Source organism: Pseudoalteromonas sp. XMcav2-N (assembly GCF_024124545.1).
Lineage (GTDB): Bacteria > Pseudomonadota > Gammaproteobacteria > Enterobacterales > Alteromonadaceae > Pseudoalteromonas.
The window spans coordinates 78612-98752 of sequence record NZ_JAMXSF010000003.1; the positions used below are offsets into that span (position 1 = coordinate 78612).

Here is a 20141-nt window from a genome sequence, read left to right on the forward strand (position 1 = left end):
TTTAGGTATTACACAATGCGCTTAAATGGTATTCAGCGCCTGCTGGAGACTGGCCTGATCATCAGTACGGCGGCGGCAATTTTTACGCTGTGCGCACTCTTCAGCTTTGATCCGGCCGATCCCGCCTGGACTCAAACGGGCGAATTTATCAAGGTCAATAACATCACTGGCGCTGCCGGTGCCTGGGTTGCCGATATTCTGCTGCTCAGTTTTGGTTGGTTGGCCTTTCTGGTGCCGGCTTTTATTCAGCTATTCGGCTACTTGTTGTTTAAAAAACCACACAAATTACTGCAGCTCGATTACACCACGTTGGGGTTAAGGCTCATTGGCGGTACCTTGTTTATCACCTCTGCCAGCGCTATCTGCAGTATTAACTTTGATGATATTTATAATTTTTCTTCCGGTGGGGTAGTGGGGGACGTGGTCGCCAGTGCCATGATGCCTGCGTTCAACTTTACCGGTACCACCATCTTATTACTGTGTTTTTTCTTTGCCGGTTTAACCTTACTCACGGGTGTCTCCTGGGTTGAGTGCGTTGACTACATTGGCGAAAAGGTAGTGGCTTTTTGTAAGTGGTGTTTTGCAAAGATTAAACATCGTGCAGAACACATGCCTGTTACAACACCTACACCAGACAATGTAAATTTAGATAGTGAGGCGCCGAGGCCTGAACCTGCCCTGATAAACAACATGGATAGAGAGTCCGGGCCTGATAGTGAACTCAATGTTGATGTATCTGCAGAAAATGAGTTGGATACGTCAACCGAAGCAGAGCAGCCAGAATCAGAAGAAACTAAACCGAAGAAGCTTAAAGACAGATTGTTTGGCCCCAAAGCCGAGCCAGTCACAGAGCCAGTTCCGGACAGGGTGCCGGAAACAGATAAACGCTCTGGTGACGACATCGCTGTAGCACCAAGTGTATTTGATGAACTCGATGATATTCTTGAGCAGGAAATTAATTTTTCAGCAGTTGACGACGAAGCATTTGATACGGTCGCTGCACTTAATGCGCTAGACGACACGCCTGCGCCTGTAGAGACCAAGGTCGTTTCGCCAGCCAGACCATTGAAGCCCAAGGAAAAACCGACTTCTGGTTATCAGCCGCCACCAAGCGCTAAAGAGCAGTTTGAGGCTTTATTGGAAGCTGAGCCGCCGAAAGATCCGTTGCCCTCGCTTGACCTGCTGGACAGACCCGATAAGGCGAAGAACCCGATATCCGAAGAGGAATTGGAAGCCGTATCTCGTCTTGTAGAAGCAAAGTTACTGGATTTCAATATTCAGGCCAAGGTCATGGGGGTTTATCCTGGCCCTGTTGTTACTCGTTTTGAGCTGGATCTGGCACCCGGGATAAAAGTAGCGAAAATTACGGGTCTGGCAAAAGATTTGGCACGTTCGTTGTCTGCGGTTAGCGTTCGAGTCGTCGAAGTGATCCCGGGTAAGACTTATGTGGGCTTGGAGCTACCTAATAAAAACCGTGAAATAGTGCGTCTTTCTGAGGTTATAAACGCGCCTAAATTTGAGCAAAATCCCTCGCCACTGACTATGGTACTGGGTAAAGACATTGCAGGTCAGCCTGTGGTGGCCGACTTGGCCAAAATGCCGCACTTGCTGGTGGCAGGTACAACCGGTTCAGGTAAGTCAGTGGGCGTTAATGTCATGATATTAAGCTTGCTATACAAATCGCCACCAGAAGATGTGCGCATGATTATGATTGACCCGAAAATGCTCGAATTGTCGGTGTATGAAGGCATTCCCCACCTGTTATGTGAGGTAGTCACCGACATGAAAGAAGCTGCCAATGCGTTGCGCTGGTGTGTGGGTGAAATGGAACGTCGTTATAAGCTGATGTCGGCACTGGGAGTGCGTAATCTCAAAGGCTATAACCAAAAAATATTGGATGCCAAAGACGCCGGGCACCCCATTATGGATCCGCTGTTTAAAGATACCGATGGCATGGCGGATGAGCCTCAGGAACTCGATAAGCTGCCGAGTATTGTGGTGGTGATTGACGAATTTGCTGACATGATGATGATTGTGGGCAAAAAGGTGGAAGAGTTAATAGCCCGGATCGCTCAAAAAGCTCGTGCAGCGGGTATCCATCTGGTACTGGCAACCCAGCGACCTTCTGTCGATGTGATCACGGGTTTGATCAAAGCCAATATCCCAACACGGATGGCATTCCAGGTATCGAGTAAAATAGACTCACGTACAATTTTGGATCAGCAAGGCGCCGAAAACCTGCTGGGTATGGGTGATATGTTGTATCTGCCACCTGGTACCAGTGTACCAATCCGCGTACATGGCGCGTTTGTAGACGACCATGAAGTGCATGCGGTTGTGAGCGACTGGAAAGCACGTGGTAAACCTAACTATATCGAAGACATCTTGTGTGGTGAGGCCACAGAAGATATTTTACTGCCAGGCGAGACAAGCGAAGGTGAAGATGAAGAATCGGATCCGCTATACGACGAAGCGGTGGGATTTGTGATTGAAACAGGCAAGGTATCAGTCTCGAGTGTTCAACGTAAGTTACGTGTAGGCTACAACCGTGCAGCTCGTCTGGTCGAACAAATGGAAATGTCCGGCGTCGTTAGTGCGCCAGGACACAATGGTGCCAGAGAAGTTCTGGTACCTAAAGGTGGAGCGAATTAATGAAGTTAAAACCACTTATTCTGGCCCTGAGTGTTATTGGGGTCATCCCTGTTGCAAGTGCAGCACAAACGAGCGACGCCCAGACCGTCAGCGTTGCGGCGCAGTCGTTAAAACAAAAGCTAAAGGCACTTGAGAGCTTCCGGGCCAAGTTTGAGCAAAGCGTTATCGATCAGGATGGTCACCTGATCCAGTCAGGTAAAGGTGAAATCGCCTTGCAATATCCAGCAAAAATACGTTGGCAGCAGGATGAACCTGATGAAACGCTGCTGGTCTCTGATGGGTTAAGAACAGTCTATTTCGACAGCTTTGCAGAGCAGGCCACCATACTCAATACGCTTGGCCTGATTGATACCACGCCTTTTGTGTTGCTAACAACACAAGACCCTAAACAGTGGCAAAAATACAGTGTGTCGGAGATTTCAGGCGGGTATCGCATCGAGCCCGTTCAAACGGGTGCCCAGGTGGAGCGTCTGGATGTTTTGTTTGCAGACAACAGTCTTAAGATAGGCCAACTTAACGTGACAGATTCATCTGGCCAGATCTCTAGCTTTAAGTTCAGTGGTGCGCAAATTAATGTACCAATAGATGCCGGGCAGTTTAAGTTTGTGATCCCAGAAGGGGTGGTCGTCGACGACCAGACTCAAAGTGACTAATCTGGGATTTGATTTTGCGCCAGACGTGCGGCCTTTGGCGGCGCGAATGCGCCCAACGGACCTGAATGGTTATATTGGTCAAAGCCACATTCTTGCGCCTGACAGCCCGCTGCGCAGAGCGATTTCTCAGGGGCGGTGTCACAGCCTGATCTTATGGGGACCACCCGGTGTGGGCAAAACCACGCTCGCTGAAATCATCGCCCACCACGCCAAGGCACAACTATGTAAGTTATCTGCGGTGACTGCCGGCGTGAAAGAAATTCGTGAGCAAGTCCTTGAAGCTAAAAACCGCCTGGCTCAGGGCGGGATGCGCACGATACTCTTTGTCGACGAGGTGCATCGCTTCAACAAGTCGCAACAAGATGCATTCTTGCCGCACATTGAAGACGGTACCTTTATCTTTATCGGTGCGACCACAGAGAATCCATCATTCGCACTGAATAATGCGATTTTATCACGGGCTAGAGTTTATACCCTTAAACCATTGAGCCTGGATGAGCTTGGCGTGGTATTACGCCAAGCACTGTCTCAGGATAAAGAGCTCAGCCGCCAGCAAATCACCCTGGAGGATACGGTGATAGACGCATTGTCACACGCCGCAGACGGTGACGCCAGAAAAGCATTAAACCTGCTCGAACAGGCCACTGATCTGGGTGCCAATGGTGAGAGGCAAATAGTGATTGATGAAGCTGTGCTAAGGCAGGTTTTGCCCTCGCACCTGGCAAAATACGACAAGGGCGGCGACATCTATTATGACTTGATCTCTGCGTTTCATAAATCAGTGCGCGGTAGTGATCCGGATGCTGCGCTTTATTGGTATTGTCGGATTCTGGCTGGAGGAGGAGATCCTTTGTACGTTGCAAGGAGATTGCTGGCTATTGCCACTGAAGATATTGGCAATGCCGACCCTCGTGCCATGCAGGTGGCGCTCAACGCCTGGGATATTTATCACAGAGTGGGGCCCAGCGAAGGCGAGCGAGCCATTGCGCAGGCAACGATTTATCTGGCCAGTGCTGCAAAAAGCAATGCAGTTTATATGGCATTTAATCAGGCGCAACAAGATGCAGCGAGTGACCCGGATTACCCTGTACCTGAGCATTTACGTAATGCACCCACCAAGCTTATGAAGGAGCTTGGCTATGGAGAAGAGTATCGCTATGCGCACAACGAACCCGGTGCATTTGCTGCGGGTGAATGCTATTTCCCCAGGGAGATTCAGCAACGTCGATACTATGACCCAAGTGACAGAGGGCTTGAGAAACAAATTTCGGAAAAACTCCGTTTTTTGCGTGCCCAAAACCAGCAAAGTCCACAGCAGCGCTATAAAGATGAAGATAACCTCTGATGGATTTACTTAAAACTTACCTGATGATTGCCTCGGGCGGTGCCTTTGGCGCCTGTCTGCGCTTTTTTATTAGTGATATCACCTTAAAACTCTTAGGTAAGGGATTCCCTTTTGGCACGTTGACCGTTAATATTCTGGGTTCACTGTTGATGGGCATTCTCTACGGACTAATTGATAAGCAGATCATTGAAGTATCACCGGCTAAAAGTCTGGTCGGCATTGGCTTCTTGGGTGCTTTAACGACATTCTCTACCTTTTCTATGGATTCTTTGCTGTTACTTCAGCAAGGCCAGATTGCGAAAATGGTACTGAATATAGTGTTGAATGTCGTGATGTGTATTTTCATGGCCTGGATAGGCCTGTGCTTAGTCATGCAAAAAGGTTAAAAGAACAAACTATGTTAGATGCAAAGTATTTACGCCAGGACATTGATGAAGCTGCAGAGCGTTTGAAAAAACGTGGCTTTGAACTTGATGTGGCAGCTATTAACGCGCTGGAAGAAAAACGAAAAACACTGCAGACCAAAACTCAGGAACTGCAAAGTGAGCGTAACAGCCGTTCCAAGGCGATAGGCCAGGCCAAAGCAAAAGGGGAAGACGTTCAGCCGCTACTTGATGCTGTTGCAGATCTGGGCGATCAGCTCAGCGCGGCAAAAACTGAGCAGGATGAAGTGCTGGCTCAGTTGCAAGATATTGCAGCAACTTTACCTAATTTGCCGGCCGAAGATGTGCCTGTGGGTGCTGATGAAAGCGAAAATGTTGAAATCAGTAAATGGGGCGAGCCTAAAACATTCGACTTTGAAGTAAAAGACCACGTTGACCTGGGTGAAGCGCTGGGCAAGGGCTTGGATTTCGAAACCGGTGTTAAGTTAAGTGGCTCACGCTTTACCGTGATGCGTGGCGGCATTGCTCGTCTGAACCGCGCGTTATCACAATTTATGCTGGATACGCACACAGATAAAAATGGTTACACTGAGATGTGTGTGCCTTATCTGGTTAACAAAGCAAGCCTCTACGGTACTGGACAGTTGCCTAAGTTTGCAGAAGACTTGTTTCATACAGAGGCGCTGAGCGAAGATCAAGATGGGTACAGCTTGATCCCGACCGCAGAAGTTCCGCTTACCAACTGCGCACGTGATGAAATCTTCGATGAAAAAGAGTTGCCTGTTCGCATGACTGCTTACACGCCTTGTTTCAGAAGTGAAGCAGGCAGCTATGGCCGTGATACCCGTGGTCTTATCCGTCAGCATCAGTTTGACAAAGTAGAATTAGTTCAGCTGGTGAAGCCAGAAGACTCAATGGCTGCGCTGGAAGAGCTGACTGGCCACGCTGAGGGCATTTTGCAGGCGCTGGAACTACCTTATCGTAAAGTTGTCCTGTGTACAGGTGATATGGGTTTTGGTGCCGCTAAAACTTATGATCTAGAAGTTTGGCTTCCTGCACAAAACACTTATCGGGAAATCTCTTCTTGTTCAAATATGCAGGATTTCCAGGCTCGTCGTATGCAGGCACGTTTTCGTCGTGCAGGTGAGAAGAAGCCAGAATTACTACATACACTGAACGGATCTGGATTGGCAATTGGCCGTACTTTGGTCGCAATATTAGAAAACTATCAACAAGCAGATGGTTCTATTGTGGTGCCAGACGTGTTAAGACCATACATGGGGGGTCTTGAGAAAATTCAGTAAAGTGCTTAACGCATTGATCTAGGGCCGCATTCCTGTGGCCTTTTTTATTACAAATTAATGAATGTTTTTTTACGCTTAAATATTAATAAATAAGTCTAAAAAAAGAGTAAAAAAGATAAAATAGCTAAAGAAGTAGAGTTTGTTGTATTTATATCTCTTTTCTTCCAATTTCATTATCCTCACTCATCGTCAGCCTGTTGCATGTCAAAACGATATATGATTTATTGTTTTTGAAGGTTTGGCCAATCCTGAATTATTCGACGTGTGTCTGGCAAAAAAGTGCATTCGCAGTCGGCCGTTGTTTAACCATATGCAATAGTAAAAATGTTAGTAGTTAAGTGAAATTCGAGCTATCGGCTGCCAGGCAGCCTGCGGCGAAGCACTGAATCAAATTGTACAGAGGACATTGTCGTGTTTCGTACGGATTGATATTTACGAATTTATTAACTATTTATTAAATGTGGATGTCGTAACGACGAAAGCAACTTGAAAAATATGAAGGTGAGGAATTTACCTATGAAGAGACAGAAAAGAGACCGTTTAGAAAGAGCACATGCCCAGGGATTCAAAGCAGGTTTAGCGGGCCGGTCCAAAGATTTATGTCCATATCAGCAAGTAGAGCACAGATCAGAATGGTTGGGGGGATGGCGAGAGGCCATAGATAACCGCAACATGTACAAAACCTAAATTCCTATAAATATCTAATGACTAAGCAATGTCGAAAGCCCCTATTAAGGGGCTTTGTTTTTATAGGCGCTTAGGTACTTAGAAGGCGCTAGTGTCCTGGAATAAGCCAACTTTTAAGTCTTTTGCTTCGTAAATCACACGACCATCAACTTCTACTGTGCCATCCGCCAGACCCATAAACAGCTTGCGCTTAATCACACGTTTCATGTCTACACGGTAAGTTACTTTTTTAGCAGTTGGCAGGATCTGGCCTGTAAATTTAACTTCACCCACACCGAGTGCTCGACCAAGACCCGGGCCGCCTGACCAACCCAGGAAAAAACCGACGATTTGCCACATTGCATCCAGGCCCAGACAGCCTGGCATGACCGGGTCACCACGGAAGTGACAGTCGAAAAACCACAGATCAGGGTTAATATCTAGCTCAGCAACGATTTGACCCTTACCGAATTCACCACCATCTTCATTAATCTCGATGATTCGATCCATCATGAGCATGTTATCGATTGGCAGGCGACAGTTGTTCTCGCCAAACATTTTTCCTTCAGCGCAGAGGATCAGTTCTTCTTTTGTATAGCTATTTTTTGGTTCCATAATCTTCAATCTTAGTCTTAAATTGCCGCTACTTTAGCTTACACTTGTACGCCAAACAACTCTGAACAGTTAAAAATTGCCTGCTTCGTGAGCGTTTTAACGAATTAGTACATCTTTATATGCAGTCCAATCATATTTGAGCGTTTCTCAGGGGCGTTAAGTGAAACGCTGTTCTGAGGAATCATGACAGCAACCGCAATAGGATGCTCCAGGGCGAATGAAAATTATTCAAAGTATCTTTCAGAATCGATAAATTCTTTATTTATCGACCTTTCAAGGCGATTTTTACTTTAAAAATCTCTATAATTGCCCCAGTCGTTTTTAATAGTAACGGAAGTTTATGATCCTTTTTATAGATGCCTTGACGGTAATTGATTTTTCTTACTTGTGTGGTAAACGTGGCGCAGTAGGTGAGAGCTGGATTGTTGATATGACATTACATGGCCAGTTGAATGAAGAATCTATGGTACTGGACTTTGCCAAAGTAAAGAAACAGATCAAAGCCATTATCGATGACACAATTGATCATAAACTGGCTATTCCTAGTCAGTTGCAATGCAACTTTTCACAGCAAGATGGCCGGGTATGTTTTGATGGCAAGTTTGGTGGTCATCACCTTGCAATGAGTGCACCTGAAGAAGCGGTTTGCATCGTCGAAGGAGATGTTATCAACGAGGAAAATGTGATTGCATTTTTAAAGCAGCAAATTTTGCCAAATATGCCTGATAACGTGAAGGACGTTGAGATTGAGCTTCGCCCGGAGCCCAGTCGCAGCTTTTACTATCATTACAGTCATGGCCTGAAGAAACATGACGGAAATTGCCAGCGCATTATCCATGGGCACCGTTCGGACCTTGGCATTTATTTAGACGATATCAGCATGCCTCGTTTACAAAAAGAATGGGCAGAGCGCTGGTGCGACATCTACCTGGGTAGCGAAGAGGACTTGATCGATGCAGGTGCGTTGCAATATATCAAAGCAAACGATAATGACTATGCCTTTGCCTATACAGCTTCTCAGGGCTATTTCGAACTGGCTATCAGTAATGCTCGTTGTGACTTGATCCCCTGTGATAGTACTGTTGAGTGTATCGCTGAGTACCTTGCGGTTGAGATCAAAGCACAATATCCGGATCGTAAAGTGAAAGTGAAGGCATTTGAAGGAGTGGGAAAAGGAGCAATTGCTTATGCCTGATTGGCTGAGTGCAGCAAAAAAAGTAGGCATCATGTTGGCTGGTTTGTTTGTTGGCATGGGCTCGAGCAATGCCATTGAGCTTAAAGGCTCTTTGACCCAGGGTGGCATGGTGATTGGTAAGTTGGATGGTGTGCAATCAGCGCGGCTTAACGACAAAAACTTGGCTATCTCCCCTGACGGAAAGTTTGTATTTGGGTTCGGCCGGGACGCAGACGTGGAGCACACCCTAAGCTGGGTTGATAAAGAAGGCAAAACACACACTAAGTCATTACTGATCACGTCCAGAGAGTACGATATTGACCGCATCACAGGCGTAGAGAAAAAGTATGTGTCGCCACCAAAAGAAGTGCTGGCACGGATCCGCAAAGAGGGCGCACAGGTAAGCGCTGCCAGAAGTAAACCCAGTACACTACCGTACTTTGATGACCCTGTATACCGACCTGCTAAGGGCAGAATATCGGGCGTTTATGGTAGCCAGCGCTATTTTAACGGCAAGCCAAGAAGACCTCATTTTGGATTGGATATTGCCAATAAAACCGGTACGCCGGTATTGGCGCCTGTATCAGGCAAAGTTGTTTTTGCTAATCCAGATCTCTATTACAGTGGCGGTACCCTGATACTGGATCACGGATACGGTATTACCTCTACCTATATTCATCTGAACAAGTTACATGTAGAAGAAGGGCAGCTGGTAGAACTTGGCGACCACATTGCCGATATAGGTGCAACCGGAAGGGTAACCGGACCACATTTGGACTGGCGTTTTAATTGGTTTAATGAGCGCTTAGATCCTGAACTTCTAATGATTGATAAACTAGCAACGAAAAGCAGTAAAGAATGACACAAACAGATAAAGACGCAGTAATAGCTCAACGAATTAAAGACTCGCAAACCTCTGTAACTAAGACGGTATTTCCTGGTCGTACTAACCACCACAATACTTTGTTTGGTGGTGACGCATTAGCCTGGATGGATGAGGTGGCCTTTATTGCTGCAACACGTTTTTGCCGTAAGCCCTTGGTGACCATTTCATCCGACCGGGTGGATTTTAAAGAAGCCATTCCCGCTGGCACATTCGCTGAACTTGTGGCAAAAGTCGCCCATGTTGGTAATACCAGCTTGAAAGTAGAAGTTCACATATATCTTGAAACTATGCATAAAGACGACAAGCATCTGGCTATCTCTGGCAGCTTTACATTTGTAGCCGTTGATGACAACCACAGACCAACGCCAGTAGTTTGCGATCAAATGTTGAATGGCTTTAGCTAATAAAAAAAGTATGTAATCAGCATCAATTCAATAAAGAAGTCTTTTAGACTTCTTTAACTGGTAAGGAACACATCATACATAAATCTATCATTAATAAACGTAGCAATAGCTAAAAATAATCCCGATTAATCGACAAACTGGATTTTAAACGCAAACTAGTTTGCGTAATATCAATATGGCAATTTGTCGGGTATCGTTAGCTGAGCAAGAGGCTCGACAAGCAGGATAGAGTTTTACCTGGAAGGGAATAATGGATTACTACATTTTACCGCATTTACATCTAACTCCTCTAAACATAAAACAAGCGAATGTGCTACTGGAAGCCGTGGATATAAGCAGACAGAGCCTGGAGATTTATTTACCTTGGGCACAGACTGTTACAGATCTGGACAGCGCCAAAAAATACATCACAGAGCGTCTGGAAATGTCCGGTAGTCGCTATTTTTCGATCATGTATCATCATCAGTTCATCGGCATTATCGCGGTTAAGTCGGTAGAAGCCCCAAATACCTGCGAGATAGGGTACTGGCTGTGTGAAAAGGCACGAGGTAATGCAATAATAGACCAAATTCTCCGTGTCATGATACCCAGCCTAAAAGAGGAGTTAGAAATACGGTGTATTGAGTTTCATTGTCTGGATTTCAATGTCGCCAGTATCAAAATCGCTCAGCGGGTAGGGGCTAAACTGACACGAAACTATTCCATCGCAATGCAAGATAAACTATCAAAAACTATGTGTGTATATACCGCTGAGTTGTCATAAAGGGTTATATGAAAGAGTTACTTAACAAAGGCAAAGCAATGCTGTCTGACATGCCAGAAAAGGTGTCGGCAGACCTTGCGTCAGGCTTTCAGTTTGTAAAAGAAAAGGTGAATGGGCTGCCTATTTTTATGTCAGTGGAGAGGACCTCAAGTAACAGCGCTATAAGGTATGATGAGAAGCACTATTTTGTTGTACCCTTTGCCCTTAGTGAACATGGTTTTGCTCTGCATACTCTGAGAAACCTGCCCGAAGGGGTGCCAGAAGTTAATGACCTGCCAAAAAGGCGTGTTTTTCACTTTCCAACCATTCACTCTGAAGCCATGCTGCGAAAATATATGGTGAACTGTGCTGCTCAGCTTGCTATCGAACGAACCAGTGAGGACCCGAATTCACTTCACTCTCTGGCAGATCAGATTGATGCATTAGACCGCAAACTCACCTATGGCATGCTTTTGATTGGTGGTGTGGCTGCTCTATCGAACCCATTACTAGGCGCGGGGATCGCTGCCAAAGCGTTACTCCCGGGTGTTGCAGGTATAGTTTCTAAATTCACACTTAGGCCAGCTGCACAAAAGCTGACTGATCGTAAAGAAGTTGAGGCCATCAGGCAAGCTGAAGAAAACGTTCTGAGAGAATTCGGCGACGCTAACACGGTTAAAGTTATCAACCCTATATTACAACAACTTGATCTGGCGTTACGCACTACACAGAGCCAGCACGACCCGTTGCTTGATTTTAATTTTAGCACCACTGAAATAAAGGAGCTTCACGGCGATAAATGGCAAGTACTAACGGAAATTGCTATGTATCATGTCTACAAAGATGTGTATCACGATCCGTTACTGTACAATCAAGCACAGCTCGGTCCTGAGGATATTCGTTGGTTTGATGTGCTCTTTAGTAACATCGAAAAAAGTTAACCCATTACTTTCTTTGAGCTGCGCGCTTGCAGCTTCCAGTTTTGCAGCTAATACCAGTGCGAAATGGCATGACTCAAAAATTGACACAGTGTACCCACTCTCTAAAGGTGGTTTTATTATTGCTTTTGAAACTAATGCAGCAGATTGCTCTCAGACAGCAAATATTTCCAATAAATATCATTATGTTGAGGTAGACAAAAATGGTATGACTCAGGAAGGTGCGAATAAAATATACTCTCTGGCCTTGTTGGCAGCAGCATCGGGCAAGAGCTTAACAGTTAACTTTGATACCGCCACCGACAAGTGTTATATCAACAGAGCGTACGTGAAGTTTTAATTTAGGCTGCTTTGATGTATGAGCAAAAGCCGACCCTTGGGTCGACTTTTTCTTTTTTATAGCACCATTGCCGCAATCCAGCCAAAGATGAGCAAAGGGATGTTAAAGTGAATAAAAGTTGGGACTACTGAATCCCAGATATGGTCGTGCCGACCATCGGCGTTTAACCCGGATGTTGGTCCTAAGGTTGAATCAGATGCCGGTGAACCTGCGTCTCCCAACGCTCCTGCTGTTCCTACAAGGGCAACTGTTGCCATAGCAGAAAAGCCCACTTCCATTGACAGAGGCACAAACAAAGTGGCGATGATTGGTACCGTTGAGAAGGAGCTACCAATGCCCATAGTAATGAGTAAACCCACCAGTAAAATCATGGCAGCGGCCAATGGTTTATTCTCGCCAACAAAATCAGCACATGCACTTACCAGGCTGGCAACATGACCTGTTTCTTTCATTACAGACGCAAAACCTTGTGCAGAGATCATAATAAAGCCAATCATCGCCATCATAGCCACGCCTTTACTAAATACATCCGAACTCTGATCCCACTTAACAATACCGAACAGGCTGAACATCATAACGCCAACGAGGCCGCCCAAAATCATCGAGCCACTAACGTTCTGTGCTAGTAAAGAACAGATAATCGCCAGTGTGCCGGCAATGATAACCTTGCGTTTTTCCTGAGCATCATGGGTCGTGATACCGGACTGGGACATGTCTGGCTTAACTTCATCATGTGTATATTGACGTTTTTTACGGTAACTGATGAACACTGCAACGATCAGACCAATAAGCATCCCTAATGCCGGTATCACCATGGCATAAGGGACTTGTGTATTGACTATTTCAAGGCCGTTATCAACCAGGTTTTTATGCAGGATTGAGTAAAGGTAGATACCGCCAAATCCGTAAGGCAATACCATATAGGATGTTGCCAGACCAAAAGTCAGGATACAGGCAATGGCCCGGCGGTCGATATTCAGTTGATTAAATATCACTAACAGTGGCGGTATAAGAATTGGTATGAAAGCGATATGAACCGGAATAAGGTTTTGTGATGCAACAGAGCAGCCCAGAATAATAACCATAATCAGCATACTTAACAACTGACTGGAACTTTGCTGATTGCCGTGGACCAGTGACAGCAGCTTGTCGGCCAGGATCTGGGTTAACCCAGATTTAGAAATGGCAACAGCAAACGCACCTAACATGGCATAGCTCAGCGCAATTTCTGCGCCACCGGAGAGGCCGGAATTAAAGGCATTGAGTGTATCGGATAGCCCAAGGCCGGCACTTAGCCCGGCAACCATAGCACTGATCGTCATTGCAACAATCACGTTTACTCTAAATAGTGTCAGGCCGAGCATCAGCAAAACACCAATAATGACAGCATTCATAATGTTATTTTTTCGCCTTTTTTATTATTAAACGACCCAGCGCCTTCATCCTTGCAGCTTCCGCCCTGGTTAACGGCGCTCGGGAAAATCTCGATTTTATAAAGTATTGGTTAAACTCTTCCAGCTCCTGCGATAAAGCGGGATATTGAGATTGCAATGCAGACACAGCTTGTGCGGGTGTGACTTTGTGCAGCCCATCTCCTCCAAGACGACACACTGCGTGATGCAGCCTGACAGCCTCAGGTAATTTTACAATTTGTTGTCGTTGCAGGTACCAAAAACGTACAACAAATATTGTGATCAATAGTAAGAACACACTCAGTCCCGGTAATATTTTATGGTATTGCCCGAATAAGTCTCTCAGCAGTCGTGATTGCTTCTGGTGATCAAAATTTAGCACCCAGCGAGTCCATTGGTAATCGAGTTGCTCAATCTGAAGTCTGAGCCAATTTACCAGAGCCAAATTGGAATAAGACATCAAGCTAAGCCCCAGGTTGTCCTTAAACTCCTCTTCAAGTGCTGTCAATTCAGACAAAGAGCCAGTTAGCCTGTCTGGTGCTACCCAGGCAGTCGGGTCGAGGCGATACCAGCCTTGCTGCGGCACATAATATTCAACCCAGGCATGGGCGTCGTACTGATAAACGCTATAGTAGCCACGCTCTTCGTTATATTCACCACCTAAATACCCTGACACCAGGCGTGCAGGAATTCCCGCTGCACGCAACAAAAAGGCGGCCGTTGCGGCGTAGTGGCCACAAAACCCTTCCCGAGTCTGGGTTAAAAACACGTCAATGCTATCTGTAGCATTAATTGCCGGAGGCTTAAGAGAATAACGAAAACTGTTCTGAACAAAGTACTGCTTCATTTGTGCAATAAACTCTGCGGTGTTGTCGGCGCGATTATCCCACTGCTGAGATAGCTCTGTAGCAAGCGGGTTTAATTCGTCTGGCAAGGCGGTATTGACTCGATATTGCCAGTTGACTAGCCCCGAACTTGTTATGTGGATAGGCATAACCTGATATTCAATGCTGCTACTGAGGTGCTTTTGCATAAACAAAGTACCAAAGTGGTTGGTATTAACCCCTCGCGTTGCTGATTTGGCCTGGCCCAGGCTATATAGCCAGGTTTTACCCGATGGTCTGGCGATCACGGTATAGCTTTCACCGACTGCTCTGTAGGGCGCTTGCAGCGGCACATCATGGTGCGGCGATACCCGCCATCGTGTGCCGTCGAATTTATCATGTACTAAAGTGCGCCAGTAAAACGGCGGCTGCATCTGTGTATTATTAGGCAGGATGGCCCTGAACACCAGCTCGTCTGAGCGAGACAGTTCAGAGATCTGAAAAGGATCTATATCCTCAGACAAACCAGTTTGTGTTTTTTTTGCACCGGGAAGTTGCCAGAATGGTGAAACTTTCGGGAGTAAAACAACCATGATGGCAGCCAAAGGGAGGGCAAGTAACAGGTGTTTAGTCGCTTGTTTTGAGGCGCTGCGAAGCTCAATATCATGCTCTATCCAAAGCATTTGAGCCAGGTTCACCACCAGAAGCGCAAGTACGAACAACAATGACAAAACATTCTGAGAAAAGATAAAAAAGCAAGGATAAACAAAAAAGTTGAGCAACTGTACAGACATTGCCTGTTTTTTGCTCTTTGCCTGGATAGTCTTCAGTGCGCACGCGCCTAGTAGCAAGGATACGAACATTTCGACCAGATTTGAAAAACCTATCGCTACAAATACGACCAGTATGATAGTAAAAGCCAGGAGGTTGATCATTGTTTCAGAGGGCCCTTTAACCAGGTCCCGATAGATTGCTACCTTAAACAGCACGATAAGCAGCATGGCACTGGTAAATACAACCCCAAAACTGTTAAACAGTAAGAGGCTGACTAGCCCATACATTACTGTTGTCATTAAGGTTTGTGCACCCAGAAGTTTGTCAGAAGTCACTTAGTGCCTCCAAACACATTTCCCGATGTTTGTCGCCACGATCGACGCCGAGCTGAACCGCATTACTCAGACGTAACGCAAACACATCCCCTTGCTTGTCTGCTTCAAGGATCTGGTAACACAGCTTCGATAACCGGATTTCTTTGTTGCCATCGTGTGCAGCATAATCAAAGGTGTGCTGGGAATAATAACTGTCGCCGCTGTACTGTTTGACCAGCAGTTGCTGGTTTTTAGCAAAGTGTCGCCAGGATATTCTGCTTTTGCTTATACCCGGTCTAAAGCGCTCCAGGCCGTCAAAGTTTTCATGGCTTTGTGTACTCTGGTGTAAGTATTGCCCTTGAGATTCAGTCGCTTCCTGGGTACTGAATGTCAGCTGGCAGGTGAGTGGAGCAGGGTAGATACAAAATGTTCTGTCTACATTCAGATAGGTCCAGACCCTCACCAAACCGAACGGATAGCGACTGGATAATTTAATTCTGCCAAGCTGATATCGGCCCCTTTGCTCTGGATGTAAAAAAAGTGAGGCGACTGTTGCCCCTTGCTGATAGTTGTTGTTGCTGGCGCTGAAGTCATACTCCTGACTTGCGATATCCAGGGAAAAACAATCATGGGGTGCAGAAAGTTTGATGAGTACTTCAACAGGCTTTGAAGCAAAATTGTTCTTAATATCCAGCACCTGTATCGTCAGGCCATGTAAATTTAGGTACCCATATATCAGTGCAAGTACCAGGATCAGAAGCATAATGTATGCGACGCCGAGTATCAGATTATTCTGGTAATTGCTGCCCAAGATAAAATTAAGGATCACCATACATAGAAAGAACGCGCCTTGCCTTGACGGAACAATATAAATGTTATGATGAGAGAGTGTGATTTGCGCAGCGCTGTGTTTGCGCTTAATCATGTCAGCCAGCCAGGACTGCAGCCAGTCACTGCGCATTGTTACAATACAACCGCGACGTTATCAAAGACGCTCATGATCACATCGTCCAACTCATGTGTAGCGATATTAAGACGATGACCGGCAACGGCTCCAAATACGGCTTGCACATCATCAGGTAATGCATAATCTCGCCCCAGAGTTAGTGCATAAGCACGAGTTGCCAGCCCTAAAGCGATACTGGCACGTGGTGATAGGGGATCACTAAACTGCCCGCTAAAGCGCGTGAAATTTACCAGGTTGATAATGTATTGCACAACGGAGTCTGACAGGTTGATGGAAAGTACAGCTTGCTGAAGTGCGGCAAGCGCACTCATGTCTAACACGCATGGTATCTCGCTCAAAGCCTGCCTTTGCAGGTTGTTACCCAAAATAAGGCTTTTTTCGGCTTGCTCATCCGGATAACCTAAGCTGATCCGCAAAAAAAATCGGTCGAGCTGCGACTCCGGGAGTGGATGAGTCCCCGATTGATGCAACGGGTTTTGTGTGGCAATGACAAAAAACGGGTCCGGCAAAGGATGTGTCTTACCATCAACCGTGACCTGGCGCTCTTCCATGGCTTCGAGTAACGCGCTTTGTGTTTTTGGACTGGCTCGATTTATTTCATCGGCGAGCAATACCTGACTAAATATAGGCCCAGGGTGAAAGTCAAAGCTTTGTTGTGAGGTATTAAACACACTGGAACCGGTAATATCGGCCGGCAACAGATCACTGGTGAACTGAACTCGTTGGTAACTCAATCCAAGTACGTTCGCAAGACCGTGGGAGAGGGTGGTTTTGCCCATGCCGGGCAAGTCCTCAATTAACAGGTGACCTTTACAAAGCAGGCAAACAACAGCGAGCCTGATCTGCTCTTCTTTTCCCAGTATCAACTCCGAGAGCTGACTGATTATTTCTTCGGTGGTTTTATTCATGCAATCATTTCGAGTCTTTTCATAACTGAATCGACTTTTTTAGCGTTAAAAGGTTTCGCAATAAAGCCTTTTGCGCCCAACTCCCAGGTGTTTTGTACGTTTTCTAGGCTATTATGTCCAGAACACATAATGACATGGACATTGGGGTAATTGTCATTGATATATTCCAGAATTTGCGTGCCATCGGTATCGGGTAACTCGATATCCAGGAAAATTACATTGGGAGATTTTTCGGCCATCAAGGGCATTGCAGATTTGAAGTCTTCAGATTCATAGACTTCTTCAAAACCCAGGTTTTCAAGAATGTCTATCAGGTAACTACGTACATCTTCGACGTCATCAATGATCAAAATTGGCTCTAGGGGTCTGACAAGTTCCATATTGTATTTACTTCTTTTGAACGACAAGGCTAATACTAAGACAAGCGTAAAGTGAGCTCAATGGCAATTTATCAATTAACTGTAAATTCATCTTAACGATAAGTTGGCTAGCACATTAATCAACGTATCCATACTGAAAAATATGACAGGAAATAAGGTGAATCCGGGAAAATGGGTGGTTTACTCATTTACTCACTGATGAAAACGGACATAGGACGTTATAGGGGCTCAACTTTTTTAAGTTGCCTGGTTAAATGCTGACAATAGTATGCGGCTCGGCAAAATCCAATCTCGAAAAGGTATTTTCCAAGCCAGATAAGATTATTCCTGGTTCAACACCCTAAGGGCTATGCGTATTTTTGCAGCCAAGGAAGGTGTGAGTTAGAACGTTATATACCTATGTAAATCCAAGAGTGAAATGTCCGATACCGTCTAGTATAGGACATTAAGAGCTCAAAAGGCACATTCAGTATCACCTTAGATCCTTCTAAACATAACATCCTATAATTTACGTTATGTTAAATATGTTATCTGTGACAAGTTTAAAGTTAATGACTAAGCTTATGCTAAGAAATCTGAGAGTCTGTTAGCAATGGCGTATGCTTTGTCCTTATATCTTTGTTTTATATTGCTCTATCCACTAAAGAGCCTGGCTAATACACAAGAAGTCAGTGTTACATATCGTGATTATAAAGGCACTCATACCGTGTCTGGTAAAAAAGTCAATGACCACACTTTCCGCTATAATATTCAAGCTAACAAACAAATTCAGGTTACCACTTTAGAATGGCAACCCTATATTGGTTTGAGCTTATGCAAACAAGGTTGGGTTATGCAGGCCACAATCGCTTTACTGCATAGCCAGGGCTATGGTGCAACAGTGACTTTTTATCCGTGGGCACGTGCCGTCGCGTATGCCGAAAATGGAAAAGTAGATTTGCTGGTGCCAGAGTATTTCATTGAACCTGAGTCGCCTTCGGATACATTTCCTGGCACACGTCGATTGGATCATCTCACTCTCACCGAGGCATTTGGCTGGGGTCCGATCGCACTATACAAACGCAAGGATTATAACACAGATCACTTTACCAGCCTGGCTGCACTTGCTGATGAACGTATTGGCGTTGTCCGTGGCTATCAGAATACACCCGAGTTTGACCGACTCATGGACGCCGGCAAATTTAATGTCATGGAAGCCGTTGATGATGCGCACAATATCAGGTTACTTATGGCTGGTCGTGTCAACCTAATCGTTGGCGATCCTGAAGTTATCAAGATGGAGATAGATTCTTTTGCACAGCATAATGAGACTGAATTGGCGACGATGGCCACCAACTTGGTGATGGTAGAACCTATTTTACAAATGAATGGTCTGTTCTTCGCCGTCTCAAAGCATAATAAATATGGCAAAACTCTGTTGTTTGAACTGAATCAGGCTATAGCTGAATTCAAAAAACACGGTATCCTGGACGAGATAAAGTACAACACAGCCAATAGTTGCAAGCAGTAGTGACTATCTAACTTTTACAGAAAATTGTAAGCCCCCTGCTGCTCTCTGGCCGATTTCAAACTCCCGTGTTATGTTGAAGCCAAATGATCAATACAGGGAGTATCATGTGAAATTAGATATTTATCAGGTTGATGCATTTGCATCTGCTGTGTTTGAAGGTAATCCAGCCGCCGTGTGTCCTCTGCAAAGTTGGCTGTCAGACGACTTACTACAAAAAATAGCGGAAGAAAATAATTTATCGGAAACCGCGTTTTTCGTGCCTGCAGAAAATACTTTTCAGCTTCGCTGGTTTACGCCAAAAGGAGAAGTAGACTTATGCGGCCATGCTACTCTGGCTGCGGCACACGTTTTATTCACAAATTTGAATTTTGATGGTCAGACAATTCAATTCCAAACGCGAAGCGGCTTACTCTCGGTAAAAAAGGGGTCACAGGGATACAGTATGGACTTCCCCGCTACACTCCCGCAGCCTGCTGTAACCCCTGAAAATCTGCTGATCGGTTTAGGGATTTCCAGCTTTGAATGTGTATTAGCTGGCTTCGATTACATCGTTGTGCTTAGCAATGAGTCCGAAGTGAACGCGATTGTGCCTGAATTCGAGAAGCTAGCCCAGCTTGATCTACGAGGCGTTGTTGTTACTGCGCCCGGAGACTCCGTTGATTTTGTCAGTCGCTGTTTTTACCCTAAACTGCGTGTAAATGAAGACCCCGTAACGGGATCGGCTCATTGCCAGCTGGCGCCTTATTGGTGTGAGCGATTAGACAAGAACGAAGTCATAGCACAGCAGCTATCTGAACGAACAGGGACAATACGGTGTACACTTGTCGAAGGCAGAGTCATACTCGAAGGTAATGCTGTAGATTATTTACGGGGTCAGATTTTTATCTAACGATTAATAACAGCGATTCATGTAAACAAAAAAGGGAGGTCTATCCCTCCCTTTTAAACTT

19 protein-coding genes are annotated in these 20141 nt (G+C 45.5%); 13 read left to right on the forward strand and 6 right to left on the reverse strand.

Translation table 11 applies throughout. The annotated features are described in order from the left end of the window. Positions 1-15: 15 nt before the first annotated feature. From NH568_RS04980 to rmf, 6 genes are all read left to right on the forward strand, one after another. The gene (locus tag NH568_RS04980; protein WP_253045068.1) at positions 16-2652 is read left to right on the forward strand and encodes a DNA translocase FtsK; all 2637 of its coding nucleotides are present in this window, start codon (positions 16-18) and stop codon (positions 2650-2652) included. Beyond that, positions 2652-3305: an outer membrane lipoprotein chaperone LolA gene (gene lolA / locus NH568_RS04985; RefSeq protein ID WP_253045070.1), complete on the forward strand. Its 654-nt coding sequence runs from the start codon at positions 2652-2654 to the stop codon at positions 3303-3305. Before NH568_RS04980 ends, lolA begins: the two co-directional genes overlap by 1 nt. After that, positions 3298-4650 (forward strand): replication-associated recombination protein A, encoded by a 1353-nt coding sequence (locus NH568_RS04990; protein ID WP_253045073.1) that lies wholly within the window; start codon positions 3298-3300, stop codon positions 4648-4650. The genes lolA and NH568_RS04990 overlap by 8 nt, the downstream gene beginning before the upstream one ends. Then, entirely contained in the window at positions 4650-5036 is a 387-nt protein-coding gene (gene crcB, locus NH568_RS04995) for a fluoride efflux transporter CrcB (RefSeq protein WP_253045076.1), read from the forward strand. Before NH568_RS04990 ends, crcB begins: the two co-directional genes overlap by 1 nt. A gap of 11 nt (positions 5037-5047) precedes the next feature. After that, the gene (gene serS / locus NH568_RS05000; protein WP_253045079.1) at positions 5048-6337 is read left to right on the forward strand and encodes a serine--tRNA ligase; all 1290 of its coding nucleotides are present in this window, start codon (positions 5048-5050) and stop codon (positions 6335-6337) included. A 516-nt stretch (positions 6338-6853) separates the two neighbouring features. Beyond that, the gene (gene rmf, locus NH568_RS05005) at positions 6854-7024 is read left to right on the forward strand and encodes a ribosome modulation factor (RefSeq protein WP_010384607.1); all 171 of its coding nucleotides are present in this window, start codon (positions 6854-6856) and stop codon (positions 7022-7024) included. A gap of 78 nt (positions 7025-7102) precedes the next feature. On the opposite strand, the gene fabA is transcribed toward rmf, so the two are convergent. Continuing rightward, entirely contained in the window at positions 7103-7618 is a 516-nt protein-coding gene (gene fabA, locus NH568_RS05010) for a bifunctional 3-hydroxydecanoyl-ACP dehydratase/trans-2-decenoyl-ACP isomerase (protein ID WP_010384707.1), read from the reverse strand. A 340-nt stretch (positions 7619-7958) separates the two neighbouring features. Here fabA and NH568_RS05015 point away from each other — a divergent pair, with 340 nt between their 5' ends. The 5 genes from NH568_RS05015 to NH568_RS05035 all read left to right on the forward strand — a co-directional run bounded on the left by NH568_RS05015 (position 7959) and on the right by NH568_RS05035 (position 11765). Beyond that, positions 7959-8813: a 6-carboxytetrahydropterin synthase gene (locus NH568_RS05015; RefSeq protein ID WP_253045080.1), complete on the forward strand. Its 855-nt coding sequence runs from the start codon at positions 7959-7961 to the stop codon at positions 8811-8813. Positions 8814-8844: 31 nt separating this feature from the next. Beyond that, positions 8845-9654 carry a M23 family metallopeptidase gene (locus NH568_RS05020; RefSeq protein ID WP_253045756.1) on the forward strand — a complete coding sequence of 270 codons (810 nt, stop codon included), beginning with the start codon at positions 8845-8847 and terminating at the stop codon, positions 9652-9654. Next, positions 9651-10082: an acyl-CoA thioesterase gene (locus tag NH568_RS05025; protein WP_049864149.1), complete on the forward strand. Its 432-nt coding sequence runs from the start codon at positions 9651-9653 to the stop codon at positions 10080-10082. The genes NH568_RS05020 and NH568_RS05025 overlap by 4 nt, the downstream gene beginning before the upstream one ends. 250 nt (positions 10083-10332) lie before the next feature. Beyond that, positions 10333-10845 (forward strand): GNAT family protein, encoded by a 513-nt coding sequence (locus NH568_RS05030; RefSeq protein ID WP_253045081.1) that lies wholly within the window; start codon positions 10333-10335, stop codon positions 10843-10845. 8 nt (positions 10846-10853) lie between these two features. Beyond that, positions 10854-11765, forward strand: coding sequence for a hypothetical protein (locus NH568_RS05035; RefSeq protein WP_253045082.1), 912 nt, complete (start codon positions 10854-10856; stop codon positions 11763-11765). A 393-nt stretch (positions 11766-12158) separates the two neighbouring features. On the opposite strand, the gene NH568_RS05040 is transcribed toward NH568_RS05035, so the two are convergent. Genes NH568_RS05040 through NH568_RS05060 form a run of 5 tightly spaced genes read right to left on the reverse strand, consistent with a single transcriptional unit; the run spans position 12159 to position 17681 of the window. Then, on the reverse strand, positions 12159-13496 hold the full coding sequence (locus NH568_RS05040; RefSeq protein WP_253045083.1) for a Na+/H+ antiporter family protein: 1338 nt from the start codon (positions 13494-13496) through the stop codon (positions 12159-12161). A 4-nt stretch (positions 13497-13500) separates the two neighbouring features. Further along, positions 13501-15447 (reverse strand): transglutaminaseTgpA domain-containing protein, encoded by a 1947-nt coding sequence (locus NH568_RS05045; RefSeq protein WP_253045084.1) that lies wholly within the window; start codon positions 15445-15447, stop codon positions 13501-13503. Continuing rightward, on the reverse strand, positions 15437-16351 hold the full coding sequence (locus tag NH568_RS05050) for a DUF58 domain-containing protein (RefSeq protein WP_253045085.1): 915 nt from the start codon (positions 16349-16351) through the stop codon (positions 15437-15439). Before NH568_RS05050 ends, NH568_RS05045 begins: the two co-directional genes overlap by 11 nt. Before the next feature lie 38 nt (positions 16352-16389). After that, on the reverse strand, positions 16390-17301 hold the full coding sequence (locus tag NH568_RS05055; RefSeq protein ID WP_253045086.1) for an AAA family ATPase: 912 nt from the start codon (positions 17299-17301) through the stop codon (positions 16390-16392). Then, positions 17298-17681 (reverse strand): response regulator, encoded by a 384-nt coding sequence (locus NH568_RS05060; RefSeq protein WP_046004429.1) that lies wholly within the window; start codon positions 17679-17681, stop codon positions 17298-17300. The genes NH568_RS05055 and NH568_RS05060 overlap by 4 nt, the downstream gene beginning before the upstream one ends. Before the next feature lie 604 nt (positions 17682-18285). Between NH568_RS05060 and NH568_RS05065 the strand changes: the two genes are divergently transcribed. After that, on the forward strand, positions 18286-19191 hold the full coding sequence (locus tag NH568_RS05065; protein ID WP_253045087.1) for a transporter substrate-binding domain-containing protein: 906 nt from the start codon (positions 18286-18288) through the stop codon (positions 19189-19191). Positions 19192-19297: 106 nt separating this feature from the next. Beyond that, a complete protein-coding gene (locus NH568_RS05070) occupies positions 19298-20080 on the forward strand; it encodes a PhzF family phenazine biosynthesis protein (protein WP_253045088.1) in 783 nt (260 codons plus the stop codon). The last annotated feature ends 61 nt before the right edge of the window (positions 20081-20141 follow it).

Excerpts from the sequence above, each read along its gene's own strand:
- NH568_RS04980 (WP_253045068.1), top strand. The coding sequence starts at position 16 with ATGCGCTTAAATGGTATTCAGCGCCTGCTGGAGACTGGCCTGATCATC.
- lolA (WP_253045070.1), top strand. The coding sequence starts at position 2,652 with ATGAAGTTAAAACCACTTATTCTGGCCCTGAGTGTTATTGGGGTCATC.
- crcB (WP_253045076.1), top strand. The coding sequence starts at position 4,650 with ATGGATTTACTTAAAACTTACCTGATGATTGCCTCGGGCGGTGCCTTT.
- serS (WP_253045079.1), top strand. The coding sequence starts at position 5,048 with ATGTTAGATGCAAAGTATTTACGCCAGGACATTGATGAAGCTGCAGAG.
- rmf (WP_010384607.1), top strand. The coding sequence starts at position 6,854 with ATGAAGAGACAGAAAAGAGACCGTTTAGAAAGAGCACATGCCCAGGGA.
- fabA (WP_010384707.1), bottom strand. The coding sequence starts at position 7,618 with ATGGAACCAAAAAATAGCTATACAAAAGAAGAACTGATCCTCTGCGCT.
- NH568_RS05015 (WP_253045080.1), top strand. The coding sequence starts at position 7,959 with ATGATCCTTTTTATAGATGCCTTGACGGTAATTGATTTTTCTTACTTG.
- NH568_RS05020 (WP_253045756.1), top strand. The coding sequence starts at position 8,845 with ATGTTGGCTGGTTTGTTTGTTGGCATGGGCTCGAGCAATGCCATTGAG.
- NH568_RS05025 (WP_049864149.1), top strand. The coding sequence starts at position 9,651 with ATGACACAAACAGATAAAGACGCAGTAATAGCTCAACGAATTAAAGAC.
- NH568_RS05030 (WP_253045081.1), top strand. The coding sequence starts at position 10,333 with ATGGATTACTACATTTTACCGCATTTACATCTAACTCCTCTAAACATA.
- NH568_RS05035 (WP_253045082.1), top strand. The coding sequence starts at position 10,854 with ATGAAAGAGTTACTTAACAAAGGCAAAGCAATGCTGTCTGACATGCCA.
- NH568_RS05040 (WP_253045083.1), bottom strand. The coding sequence starts at position 13,496 with ATGAATGCTGTCATTATTGGTGTTTTGCTGATGCTCGGCCTGACACTA.
- NH568_RS05050 (WP_253045085.1), bottom strand. The coding sequence starts at position 16,351 with ATGATTAAGCGCAAACACAGCGCTGCGCAAATCACACTCTCTCATCAT.
- NH568_RS05055 (WP_253045086.1), bottom strand. The coding sequence starts at position 17,301 with ATGAATAAAACCACCGAAGAAATAATCAGTCAGCTCTCGGAGTTGATA.
- NH568_RS05060 (WP_046004429.1), bottom strand. The coding sequence starts at position 17,681 with ATGGAACTTGTCAGACCCCTAGAGCCAATTTTGATCATTGATGACGTC.